This is a genomic window from Paenarthrobacter sp. TA1.8 (assembly GCF_048595705.1).
In the GTDB taxonomy this organism is placed as follows: domain Bacteria; phylum Actinomycetota; class Actinomycetes; order Actinomycetales; family Micrococcaceae; genus Arthrobacter; species Arthrobacter nitroguajacolicus.
The window spans coordinates 2,851,534-2,864,126 of the sequence record NZ_CP184287.1 but is presented as its reverse complement, the minus strand read 5'-3'; the positions used below and the strand labels follow the sequence as shown (position 1 = coordinate 2,864,126).

At 66.9% G+C, this 12,593-nt stretch carries 10 protein-coding genes; 9 read left to right on the top strand and 1 reads right to left on the bottom strand.

Annotated features, from left to right (window positions below; translation table 11 throughout):
• Positions 1-209 precede the first annotated feature (209 nt).
• Positions 210-512, top strand: coding sequence for a hypothetical protein (locus tag ACNAOT_RS13215; RefSeq protein WP_056387475.1), 303 nt, complete (start codon positions 210-212; stop codon positions 510-512).
• Complete coding sequence (locus tag ACNAOT_RS13210) at positions 505-846, top strand: hypothetical protein (RefSeq protein WP_056387472.1); 342 nt, start codon at positions 505-507, stop codon at positions 844-846. Before ACNAOT_RS13215 ends, ACNAOT_RS13210 begins: the two co-directional genes overlap by 8 nt.
• A 70-nt stretch (positions 847-916) precedes the next feature.
• On the opposite strand, the gene ACNAOT_RS13205 is transcribed toward ACNAOT_RS13210, so the two are convergent.
• A complete protein-coding gene (locus tag ACNAOT_RS13205; RefSeq protein ID WP_056387469.1) occupies positions 917-1,474 on the bottom strand; it encodes a LysM peptidoglycan-binding domain-containing protein in 558 nt (185 codons plus the stop codon).
• Positions 1,475-1,645: 171 nt separating this feature from the next.
• Here ACNAOT_RS13205 and ACNAOT_RS13200 point away from each other — a divergent pair, with 171 nt between their 5' ends.
• The 7 genes from ACNAOT_RS13200 to ACNAOT_RS13170 all read left to right on the top strand — a co-directional run bounded on the left by ACNAOT_RS13200 (position 1,646) and on the right by ACNAOT_RS13170 (position 12,556).
• On the top strand, positions 1,646-2,602 hold the full coding sequence (locus ACNAOT_RS13200; protein WP_056387467.1) for a hypothetical protein: 957 nt from the start codon (positions 1,646-1,648) through the stop codon (positions 2,600-2,602).
• Between the two features lie 137 nt (positions 2,603-2,739).
• Entirely contained in the window at positions 2,740-3,771 is a 1,032-nt protein-coding gene (locus ACNAOT_RS13195) for a hypothetical protein (protein WP_056387464.1), read from the top strand.
• A gap of 220 nt (positions 3,772-3,991) precedes the next feature.
• Complete coding sequence (locus ACNAOT_RS13190) at positions 3,992-5,236, top strand: AAA family ATPase (protein WP_056387461.1); 1,245 nt, start codon at positions 3,992-3,994, stop codon at positions 5,234-5,236.
• Positions 5,237-5,339: 103 nt separating this feature from the next.
• Positions 5,340-7,031 (top strand): hypothetical protein, encoded by a 1,692-nt coding sequence (locus ACNAOT_RS13185; protein ID WP_056387459.1) that lies wholly within the window; start codon positions 5,340-5,342, stop codon positions 7,029-7,031.
• A gap of 147 nt (positions 7,032-7,178) precedes the next feature.
• On the top strand, positions 7,179-9,122 hold the full coding sequence (locus ACNAOT_RS13180; RefSeq protein ID WP_082581620.1) for an AAA family ATPase: 1,944 nt from the start codon (positions 7,179-7,181) through the stop codon (positions 9,120-9,122).
• Between the two features lie 58 nt (positions 9,123-9,180).
• Entirely contained in the window at positions 9,181-9,438 is a 258-nt protein-coding gene (locus tag ACNAOT_RS13175) for a hypothetical protein (protein ID WP_420178295.1), read from the top strand.
• Between the two features lie 202 nt (positions 9,439-9,640).
• Positions 9,641-12,556: an AAA family ATPase gene (locus tag ACNAOT_RS13170; RefSeq protein WP_420178294.1), complete on the top strand. Its 2,916-nt coding sequence runs from the start codon at positions 9,641-9,643 to the stop codon at positions 12,554-12,556.
• The last annotated feature ends 37 nt before the right edge of the window (positions 12,557-12,593 follow it).

Genomic DNA, 12,593 nt, shown 5'->3' with positions numbered 1-12,593 from the left:
CAGCACTTCTTCCGGCGCTCGATCGACCCCGCCCGGCTTCGGCCGAGGCGGGGTCTTTTGCTTCCCTGGGGAACCGGTGGAAAAGACCGTGGACCGGCTCACGCCGGTCCCGGGGGTCGTTCCGTGGTGGTCGCAGCCGCGCGGTGCGCGGCGCGGCCACCGTTACCGAATCGTCTGTTCTTGAGAGCCACGACCCACAGGAGTAGCCCATGACCGTCCCTCTCCGCGCAGCCCAGCTGCCCGTCAAGTACGAACGGGCCGAAGGCTCCGCCCGGCACGGCCGGACCATCTACGAAGTCGCCGGCTCCGGGCTCTACCAGGTGACTGCGGCCAGGGAAGAGTTCGCCGTCTCGACACTCACGCAGTCGGGATGGACGGAGCTGATCACGCTCGACGAAGGCGACGGGGTCTCGAACGTCCTGGAGGCCATGCAGATCTGGCTGGACATCCAGACCCCGTCGCCCCCGGCCGGCGACAGCGCCGCAGGGCAAGGCGGCGGTGCCGATGACTGACCTGACCGGAACGATTGCAAGCCTCACCGAGAAGGCCGCAGCCGCTGTCGTCACCTCCCGGGGCCTCACCCATGAGGACGGGGAATCCGCCCTCGCAGCCCTCGGCTGGGCCCAGGGCGCGGCGATCACCCACGAGGACGCGTTCCGGGCCTTCACCCGGGCCCTGATCGACGAACTCGGCGTGCCGGACCTCCTCGCCGCCAAGATCGAGCTGCTCGCCGAGTACAAGCTCGACTACCCCCAGGACTACGCGCCGGACGACGTCGCCCGCATGCAGGCCGAGCTGACGCGGCTGCGATCGCTGCAGCAGATGCTTGCAGGACCCGCCGACTGACCGTTTCCGGACACAGCAAGAGGCCTGGACTGCGCTGAAGGTCGGCGCAGTCCGGGCCCCAGGCCTGCTCTCACGCCGTGGGCGGGATGAGCAGCGAGGCCCCGGCGTAGATGAGATTCGGATCCTGGATCCGGTTCTTCTCGACCAGGGCCCCGATCGGCACTCCGGTCTCCGCCGAGATCTCCGTGAGGGTGTCACCCCACTGGATCACATACACCCGCGGCTGTGGCTTCGGCTCGGGGACCTGCGCCGGCTTGTCCTCGTCGCCCTTGCCCGACGCCGAGGTGCCCGAACCCTGGCCGTCCGCAGAGCTGCCGTTACCGGCCTTGGCCTCGAAGGCGTCCGGGACCCCGTTGCGGTCCCGGTCCGGCAAGGTCACCGTCACGGTGCCCTCCTCGTGCTGGGAAGCTGCCGCCGCATCGCTCGCCGGGCTCCGGTCAGCAGTGAGGAGCTGCGTCGCGCCCCAGCCGGCGAACAGCAGCGCGCCACCGGCCATGATCCCGGCCGCCAGCACCGGTCCACCGCCATAGCCCAGGGGCCCAAGCCGGTCCCGCCGCTGCACCGCCACCCGGGCCGGGGGAGCCGCATCAGCGACCTTCTCCTCGGGCCTGTGCATCGTATCCGTCATCCCTGTCCCTCTCTATCCAGCTCACCATTTGTGACCATTCGAGTCCTCATGCACATTCTACTCGTAGTCCAGTGCCTCTTGATAGAATAGGAGAAGGAATAGACGAGTCATAGACCAGTCCGACGGGCCGCCACGAACCACCGAATCACTCAACAGAAGGAACCCACCACCATGGCCAACTACTCCATCTCCGCCAACCAGCTCACCGAGGGCACCAGCGTCTTCATCCGCGGCAAGCTCGCCTTCGCCCGGCTGACCAGCCTCATCGAGGGTGCTGCCCTCGCCGCCAGCGACCAGCGCAAGGTCCAGAACGGCATGAGCCCCGTGGGCAAGCCGCACACCACGGCGACGATCACCGAGGCCGAGGTGCAGTTCGCCGACCCGGCGAACCCCACGGTCGAGGAGCAGTTCGTCTCCGAGCGCCGCTACACCTCGAAGAAGAACCCAGCCTCGGGCGCGAACTACTCGATCGACTCCAAGGGCACGAACCTGCCGATCATCGCGATCCCGTCCGAGAAGGGTGATGGCACCTACGACCAGGACACCTCCGGCCAGGAGCTGGCACAGGGACTGGACGTGACGCTCGTGCTCCGCGTCTACAAGCCGAAGAACTTCGCCAACCGCGGCCTGTCGCTCGACCAGGTGATTGTGCACGAGACCCCGCGCTACTACAACGCCGGCGGCGTCGCCAGCGGGGAGCTCGCGGCCCGCGGCATCGTCTTCAACGCCCCGCCCCGCGCGGTCCAGGCCCAGCCGGGCTCGGGCTCCGCCGTCGGCAACGGCGAGGAGCCGGTCGCCACCGAGGTCGAGGACGGCTTGTCCTTCCCGGCCCCGCAGCCCGCCGTCGCGGCTTCAGTCGCGGCTCCGGTCCCCGCCCAGGCCCACGCGCAGGTCCTGACCGAACCGGTCGCGGTGACTCCGCAGGCGGCCCCTGCCGTGGCTCCGGTTGCCGCCCCGGTCCCCGCGGTGCAGCCGCAGCAGGAGACGCCCGAGCAGAAGCTCGCCCGCCTCGAGCGTGAGAACGCCGAGTTGAAGAACGCGGGTTCGGCCGTGGGTGCTCCCGCCGGCCAGGGCCCGTGGGGCGGCTCCGGCGATGCCCAGCAGGCCGGAATCACCTACCAGGGCTGATCCAAGGCCGATCCGACCGACCGAACCCCCAGACGAGACCCCCGTGCAGGCATCCATGCCGTACGGGGGTCTCGTCTTTCAGGGCCGGAGTGCAACCCGGCCCTGTTTTCATCCGCTCCCGACAAGAAGGCATTGATGTGACCGCCGTCGATCCCCGCGCGATCTTCCCCAGCTTCTATGACAACCCCGCGATTCGCGCCCTGGCGACCGCCTGCCGCTGGACCATCTCCGGCCGGCTCGGCGAGCTCGACGACGAGGACTCCGGCCGCAAGGCACCGATCGATGTGCGGCACCTGCTCGACGGCTGCAATCCGGGCTGCCGCCACGCAGGCCCCCTGCGCGGAGCTTTCGCCCTGGACGCGACCTGCCTGCTCACTCTCGACCAGCTGGCCGCCACACTGCCGAACGCGGCGAACGCTGCCTTCTACCTGCAGGCCCCCTCCGACGGTCTGATCGTGATCGACGTCGAGCCCGGTTGCCCGCCGGACGTGGCCGCAGACATCCTGCGCCTGCCCGGAATCCTGTACTCGGAGCTGTCGATGTCGGGCCGGGGCTTCCACCTGGTCGCCCCGCTGCCTGCCAACCTCCACGACTTCCCGATCGCCGCTGACAAGCGCGTCCTGCGCGAGGAGCACGGCTGGTACGAGGTCCTCCTGGACCATTGGTGCACGTTCACCCGCAACCCGGTGCCGCAGCGGATCGTCGAACACGTTGCGGCGCGACCAGCCTCCGACCGGTTCTCTTCGGTGGCGGACCTGTATGCAGACCTCGCCGCCAAGGCCAAGCCAAGCATCAGCATCCCCTCGACCGCCGTCGGCACGGACGGCGAAATGCCCGACATCCCGTACGCCGAGGCCATCGTCGAGCAGACACTCGCCGGCTCCCGCGACCGGCTGAAGACGCCCGAGGACTTCGACAACGACCGCTCCCGCTGGGAGTTCTCCGTCCTGGGTGTCCTCTACACCGGCATGCAGCTGCCGTTGCGCACCTACCGGTCCTTCGGCGCGCAGTTCTCCTCCGGTGACGAGGCCTGGCTGCTGTACAAGACCTCGCTGGCGGTGATCGAGCCTCGGCCCAAGCACGCCCAGATGCGCAACGGCAGGCCGTTCCTGCTGGACCGTGCCGCTGCCCTGGTGGCGGCACGGGAAGCCTCCGCCGAGGCGGGGTGAACCTTTGGGGGTTGCCCATCGGTTTGGCGGTGGAACAAGGACTGGATCGGGCGGAGCCCGATCGGGGATGGGGAGGCGGTGGGCTTCTGAGCCCGACCGCCCCCGTCACCGGGCCTTGTGGCCCTGCTTCCGACATGTCCCGTACGGCGCTCAGCCCTGCCGTGGGTCCGTCTCCCGTCTCACCTGCTCACAGCTCACCCACGACCAGAAAGACATTCCCATGAAGTTCAACGACACCCTGACGACTCTGATCCAGCAGTCCCTCGAGGTCGGGGCCACGCCCGCGCTCATGGGCGAGCCCGGTATCGGCAAGTCCTCCTTCGTCGAGGCTCTCGCCTACTCGATGGGCACCAAAGCCTTCGTCCTGCCCTGCAACCAGCTCGCCGACAAGGCCGACCTCACCGGCGCGCGCCTGGTGCCCTACGAGAAGACCGACGGGACACAGTCCTACAAGCAGGTCTTTTACCCGCACCAGGTCATTCAGGAGTGCATCGACTACGCGCTGGAGAACCCGCGCGAGTGGCCGATCCTCTTCCTCGACGAGATCAACCGCACGACCTCGGACGTGACCTCCGGCGCGCTCACCCTGGTGACCCTGCGGCGCATGGGCCACATCGAACTGCCGGAGAACGTGCGCCTCATCGTGGCGGGCAACGACAAGGGTAACGTCACGACTCTCGACGAGGCCTCGCTGTCGCGCTTCGCGATCTTCCACGTCGAGCCCGATGCGACGACCCTCATGTCCGTCCTCGGTGACGCGCTCAACCCCTGGGTGAAGAAAGTCCTCACCCAGCACCCCGGACTCATCTTCCAGAAGTCGACGCCGAACTCCATCGTGGCCGACGGCCGCGATGACGACGATGACGACGGCAACGTCACCATGGCCGAGCTGTTCGACGGCGGCGAGGAGATGAACCAGCTCACCACGCCGCGCACCATCGACCACCTCTCCCGGTGGCTGAACCGCGTCGACCGCCAGGAGCTGGCAAGCCACCTGGCGACCCCGGTCCAGATCGGCGGCCGCGACACCTCGCTGCTCAACGAGGCGATCGAGGCCTTCACCGGCGACACCATGTTCACCACCCAGCTCGTGGCGGTCATCGCCGAAGACCTCGCATCGAACTCGGGCGGCCCGGCACACAACCGAGTCAACGTGCCAAAGCCGAACTGCTACGCGACCCTCAAGTCCGCGGGCACGGTCACCGACCTCGCCGCGCAGATCTCGGGCCTGACCCAGAACGAGGTCTCCGGCTCGCTGCTCTACGCGATGAAGGAGAAGGATGACAACTCGCGCCTCATCGAGCAGCTGGCGCAGGCCGCCGTCCAGATTGAGCCGGAGCACACGCGCACCCTGTTCGAGCTGGTGACCACCGGGCAGTTCGACCGGCAGAACCTGGAGGCCTTCCTCGAGGTCGACTCGCCGATCGTGGCCGCGGTCAAGCCGTCCCTGTCGGCCTTCCTCTGAGCCGACCCGGCACCGGGCGGCGGGGGACGCCACCGGCTCCGTTCCGGAGCGTCCCCCGCCATCCCACGACACCCGTCGCCTCAGACCGCATTAGGAGACCACGATGACGATCACCGTCACGAACCAGAAGCCGGCGGTGCTCGACGCCCTGCACACGATCTCGTGCACGGGCGACTACGACCCCATGCCGGCCATCCAGAAGGTCCTGGTCGACCCGCTGCTGGAGCCGCTGAACCCCAGCGCTCCGGCGAGCATCGTCGACGGCTCGGGCCACGACATCACCGGCGACGTCCTGGACATCGTCATGCGCTGCCTCGGCGAGACGATGGACCCGGCCGCCGAGAAGAACGCCAAGGCGCTGCTCGGGCAGACCATGGTCAGCTATGACCAGGGCACGCCCCTGCCGGTGGGCGAACTGTTCGCTGTCCAGGCCGGGCAGCAGAACAAGTGGCCCGCGCCGTCAGCCCGGGTCCTTTACTCAGCCCAGAACGATGTCATCCCCGCGGCCAAGGGCCTGCTCGCAGGCTCCGCCGACGAGAGCGCCTTCTTCGCCTCCGTCGCCTACACCTACCACCCGAATACCCTCGGGTTCTGGTTCCAGTCCTCTGCCGCGTTCGACGGCTTCAAGATCTGGCTGAACCAGCAGGTGCAGACGATGGCCGGCGCGAACGCGATGCCGGCGGACACCCTCCGGCTGCTGAACGACTTCGCGAACCTCTCGCTCAAGGGGCTGACCGAATCGCTGCTGCTGCGCAAGGACGACTCCGACGGCAACGACGAGTTCTCTTTCGCCCGGCTGGTCATCCGCATGCTGATGACTTACGTCGACCAGCAGCGCAAGGCCGCCTCAACAGGCGCGGCCGCCCTCGACACCGGCATCATGCCGTTTACCGTCGGGGAGCTGTTCTGCCCGCGGTCGCTGGTCCTGGTCAACGTCGAGGCCCACGCCCGCGCCACCGCCGCAAAGGTAACGGGGGAGTGGAACCTCATCAACCAGTCCCTCGCCTCACCCGTGAAAGTCGTCTCCAACGCCGCGCTGTCCAAGCTGACCTCGCTCCCGCGAGCAGCTGCCAGGGCCGCTGCCATGGGCGCACGGCAGCAGCCGGGACAGCCGGGCTCGCGCTCGGCCCAGGTGAAGTTCCGCAAGGCCCCGCCCACGAAGCTGGACCTGTTCAAGGACATCACCCGGGTGCTCAAGCGCATGGGCAAGGTCAACAAGTCCCAGAACGTCTACCGGACGACGAAGACGACCTTCCTCAAGGCCAACCGCCGCAACCCGGACGACTTCAACAAGCCGGGCCGGATCACCTCGGTGCAGTACATGCCCGACCTGCACGTCTTCATCGACACCTCCGGGTCGATCTCCGAGGAGAACTACCAGGAGGCGGTGCTGATGCTCATCCGGATCGCCAAGAAGCTCAACGTCAACCTGTACTTCAACTCCTTCAGCCACATGCTCTCCCAGGAGACGCTGCTGAAGGTCGAGAACAAGTCGACGCGGCAGATCTGGCAGGAGTTCCGGAAGGTGCCCAAGGTCACCGGCGGCACCGAGTTCAAGCAGGTGTGGGACTACATCAACGCCTCCCCGGTGCGCAAGCGCCGGCTGTCGCTGATGATCACCGACTTCGAGTGGTCTCCGCCCTCGAGACGCGAGGAGCACCCGCCGAACCTCTACTACGCCCCGTGCTCGGCCATGGACTGGAAGTACATGGTCCGTTCCGCCGAGGCGTACGCGAACGGCATGCAGCACATCGACCCGAGCATCCGGCAGAAGCTGCTGGGCATGGTCCTCTGATCCTGCTCCCGGCCACAGGGGAGACGCCGACCGGCCGAACCGGCCGGCGTCTCCTCCTCCCTCAGACCTACCCGTAACCCTGCCGGGCATCCCGGCGCGCCCACCCAGCGCGCCGCCCGGCGAACCCCACCGAAGGAGGGACCCGCGATGGGCCTCAACAACTTCACGTCGGGCTCCGACGACGACACGAACAGCGGCGGCACGCCTCCGAGCTTCCCGCCCATGGGCGGCATCCCCAGCCAGGGCGGCCAGTCCGACGACGCCGTCAAGGAGCTCCTCGTCGACTACAACGAGAAGTTCAAGAACGCCGACCCGACGATGTTCCGCGACGCGCTCATCGAGCAGGTCCTCTCCGTCCTGATCAGCCGGAACAAGCCGAACGTGCTCCTGAAGGGCTCCGCCGGCGTTGGTAAGACCCGGATCGTCGAGGACATCGCCCGCCGGATCGCCCTGGGCGACACCCTCATCCCCGACCAGCTCAAGGGCTTCACCGTCTACGAGCTGCCCATCACCAACCTCGTCGCCGGCTCCGGCATCGTCGGGCAGCTGGAGGAGAAGGTCCAGGCCGTCATCGACTTCGCCTCAGACCCCAAGAACAAGGTCATCCTGTTCATGGACGAGATCCACCAAATCACCGGTGGATCCACCTCCCACACCGACTCGGTGCTGCGAAAGGTCTCGCAGGTGCTCAAACCTGCCCTGGCCCGCGGCGACATGCGCGTCATCGGTGCCACCACCTCCACGGAGTCCCGGGCCTTCGACGACGACCCTGCCTTCGCGCGGCGCTTCACCCCGCTCATCGTCGACGAACTGACCGTCGAGCAAACCCTCACGGTGCTCGGCAGTGTCCGTCCGGGCCTGGTGGCGCACTACCGCCACCAGATCGCGGTTTCCGACGATGTCCTGGCGGAGACGGTCCGGATCGCGGAGGAGAACTCCCGTGCCGGGCAGCACCGCCCCGACAGCGCCATCACGCTGCTGGACCGGGCGATGGCCGACCGTGTGCTGGAGCAGAAGAAGCTCATCGTCCAGGCCGAGGCAGCCGGAGACACGGCACTCGTGAACACCCTGCGGTCGATCCCGCAGGTGCCGCTGACTACCAAACGCGTCCTGGACGTGGCCAAGCGTCTGATGACCGGAAACGCCCAGCGTCCGGATTTCGACGTCGCAACCCTCCGGGCGACCCTGCTGGGCCGCCTGCGCGGACAGGACGACGTGCTCGAGAAGCTCGTGGACCGCCTGGCCCGCGAGGAGCTGGACCTGTTCCCGACGTCGACCCCGACAACCTGGATGCTCGCCGGAGCCTCGGGCGTGGGCAAGACCGAGACCGCGAAGATCATTGCGGAGCAGATGACCGGCACCGAGCCGATCATTCTGAACATGACGGAGTTCCACACTCCCTCGGACACCGCGAAGATCGTCGGGGCACCTCCCGGCTACGTGGGCTCGGACTCCAACCGCGAGCTGCCGTTCGACACGCTCGAGTCCAACCCCCACCGGGTGATCCTGCTCGACGAGTTCGAGAAGGCGGACAAAGCCGTGCAGCGGCTATTCCTCTCGGCCTTCGACGAGGGCTACATCCGCAACGCCCACGGCAAGGTGCTGGACTTCTCCAAGGCGCTGGTGATCTGCACGACCAACGCCGCGCGGGAAGCCCTGAACCGCAAGCCGGTCGGCTTCGGCTCGGCCCCGCCGGCGGTCTCCCACCGGTCCCTGACCAAGGAGCTGGCTCAGTTCTTCGACGCAGAGCTGCTCGGGCGGTTCTCACTCGTCGTGGGTTTCAACCCGGTCGACGAGCAGGCCTACCGGGAAATCCTCGCGGCGGAGTACAGCCGCCAGCGCGAACGGATCCTGGACGCCAGGCCCCGCCTGGGCCAGACGCTGCCCGCGTCGATCCCCGACGACGAGCTGCGTGCCGTCGCCGAGGAAACCTACGTCGACTCCCAGGGTGCGCGTCCGGCCGGCAAGGCCGTGCGCGTGTGGATCGAGGACCGGCTGCTCGCCGCCCAGGCTGCGTCGGCTGCGTCGACTGCGTTCATCCCACCCGCAGCCGCCGTCTCCGACGAGCCGGAGCCGCTGGCCGTCGATTGATCCGGCACCACACTGCGTTCGAGCGCCCCTGTCCCGGATACCTGGGGTGGGGGCGCTCGTGCGTGCGCGCACCGCGTTCGAACACAGGAAGAAGGACGTCACTGCCATGACCACCACGACCACCACCGCCGTCGGCACAGTCCGTTCGGCACAGCCCGAAGACAGGAGCGAGCAGATCTGCGGCGACGCACTGCTGCTGGTCTCCGCCCACTCGGCGGACGCGGCCGACTGCCGTGATCTCGCACTCATGCTCGGCCTTGTCGAGGTGGACCCCTCCGGGTCCGTCACCAAGGCCAATCCCTGGAACGCCGACTGAAGGTGCTTCCCGCCGGGCCTACCCAAGAGGTGAGCCTGCGATTGACCGCCGCGCGCATGGGTAGTGCGCGGTGTCCGGGTCCGCGGGGCTGACGCCGCCGCGCCCGGATTCAGGGGCCTCACGGCCCCTGACGGGTGGGTTGAGAGGAGCGCGGGAGGGCTCGTCGCCAGAGGCGAGCCCTCCCGCTCTCATGCCCGCGCCCGTGACCCAAGCGCTCGTCTACGAGCATTCGACTGACCATTCGTCTCCTGTGAGCATGGTCTATGCGGCTTCCATTCGACAAACCCTCTCGACCCGCCTACTGATTCGTTCGAAGAAAGACGACACCATGCCTATTCTGCTTGACGACATCGACCTTTCCGCAGCCGCCGTCGCTGCCCAGAAGACCGTCGACCCGAAGTTCTTCTCCTCGCGCCTGACCGGGTCCGGCAAGAAGACCGGCCTGCTCAATGAGAGCCTGCGGCCGATCAACACTGCGACCAACACCGCCTACGCGGTTGACCGCGACATCGAGGTCAAGCAGAGCTCGACCCACCACGACATCACCACCGCGCTGGTGCCGCTGGCCCCGATCACGCGCCGCTCCCTGCTCTCGGGCGGGTCGTTCACGCTGCCGGTACCGCATGTCGATGACCGCTTCGAGCTCGACATCGCCACGCCGACCAACTCCTGGGACGTGCACTTCGACATGACCCCCCAGGCCCTGACCGTGTACGAGGACAAGTCCGGCGACAAGATCCGCCGTGACCTGGTGATCCAGTACCGCCTGGAGCTCTACTTCCTCAAGCAGGGCTTGGCCGAGCCCGAGCGTGCCGTATCGGTATCCCGCTCCATCGGCTACGGTAACCACGACGCGGCGGTGTTCCTGCAGTGGGACACCAGCCCCGCAGAGAATGCCCGCGACGTCATCGAGGATGTGCTCTCGGCCGCAGGGTTGAGTGCCACCAACCTCGACAAGCTCGCCGACTGGATGGACGAGTACCCGATCTACGAGCGCATCACGCGCCTGGCCCAGATCTGGGACTCCGAGGCCATCTCGGACACCGTCTGCCAGTACGTGCAGGACATGCCGGCCAGCCCCACCGAGGAGCAGCTGAACATGCTCGCGGTGCAGCTGCGCTACCTGGAGAACTACAACGTCCCGCTGGAGGCCTACCGCCGGATCCACCAGCAGCTGGACACCACGTTCTCCGCGCCGATCGCGGCGAAGCTGTCCAAGCAGAACCTCAGCCTGCTGATGAACCACACCCTCGACCACCTGGAGCGCATGAAGGGCCAGCTCATCACGCCGCCCCAGCCGGCCACGGCCCCGGTCTTCCCGCCGCACCTGTCCAAGCAGCAGCTCGACGCGCTCAGCACGCACGAGCCGCTCGTGATGACGCAGGCAGGCGCGGGCACAGGCAAGTCGACCGTGATCCTCGAGCGCATCAAGTACCTCGAGACCTGCGGGGTGCCCGCCAGCGACATCACCGTCCTGTCGTTCACCAACGCCGCGGCCGACAACATCACGGAGAAGAACCCGAACGTCGGCTCGATGACGATCGCCAAGATGATCATCGACATCTATTCGATGAACCACCCGACCCACAAGGTCTCGGCCATCGACACGATCATCAACTCGATCGACATCTTCTACCCGAACAGCCAGTTCGCGGCGACGTTCCGACACCGCCTGCTGGAGGTCGACCAGAACAAGACCGGCGCGTTCACGGCCCTGAACACCTTCGTCGAGAACCACTTCGACGAGGTGATCGCGCTGCTCGACCGCATCGAGCAGACCTCGCTGGAGCTGCAGATCATCATCTGCTACCAGAAGATCGATGACATGTCCGAGCCTGCCCACGTGCAGAGCAAGTACCTGATCATCGACGAGGTCCAGGACAACTCGGTCTTCGAGTTCATCTACGTGCTGAAGTACATCACCAAGCACGCCCAGTCGCTGTTCATCGTCGGCGACGCCAGCCAGACGCTGTACGAGTTCCGCTCGGCCAACCCGAGGGCGCTCAACACGCTGGAGGGCTCGGGGGTCTTCGCGACCTTCCGGCTCACGACGAATTACCGGAGCAACCAGGAGATTCTCGACTTCGCGAACGTCGTGCTTGGCGGTCTGGAGACCAACCAGTTCGCCAACATCCAGCTGCAGGCCAACTCGCTGGCGGTGCCCACGGTCGACTCCTTCCAGGAGAAGGTCACCCTCAACTACCACGAGGTGGCCCGCCTGACCAGCTTCATCGCCAAAGACCTGCAGCCGCTCGTGCGCAACACGGTGATCCCGGAGTACGTTCAGGCCTGCCTGGACCGCGGCGAGCAGGTGGCCTTCCTGGCCTACGCCCGCCGTGAGGTGGCGCTGATCCAGGAAGTGCTCGAGAAGGCCTACCCGAATAAGCACGTGGCCTCGCTCGTCAGCGACCGCGTCTACGCCACGGACATCTTCTCGAAGTACATCAAGTTCTTCTGGAACGACGTCCTGCAGGTGCAGCCGGCCAACGCCTCGTTCGTGGTCTCCCAGGGGATCAAGGACAACATGGGCAAGCTGACGAAGAATGCCGGAAACGTCAACGTCGAGAAGGCAATCCTGCGCACCATCTCCGAGTGGTGGGTCGAGAACAGCGCCGCGATCAACGGCTGGGTGGCCCTGTGCAACCAGGGCAGCCTGCCTGCGAACGTGTTCTTCGACCGGCTCCGCGACAACCTCCTGTCCTTCGAGATCACGCGCAACCAGCAGAAGCTGAACGTGAACAAGCAGAAGAACCAGGAGCGCAAGCGGAAGAACCTCGAGTCCAAGGCCGACCTCGTCGTCTCGACGATCCACGGTGCCAAAGGCCTCGAGTTCGACAACGTCGTCGTCCTCTACAAGGAGGACGCGAAGATGACCCAGGACACCAAGCGGATGTTCTACGTCGCGTTCACGCGCGCCATGAAGAGCCAGTACGTGCTCTCCTACGGCACGGCGAAGAACCCGCCGATCCAGAGCAGCTACGAACAGATCGTCAACGCCCTCACCGAGCGTGACGAGAAGAACGCGCAGCGCGCTGCGGGCATCGACCCGACCCTTCTGGTCGACGACGAGGACGCCGGTACCGCCGGCGACCAGCAGCAGGTCGCAGAAGCCGTCTGACCGACGGCACCGGCGCGGGCGCTCCACCTCCACGAGA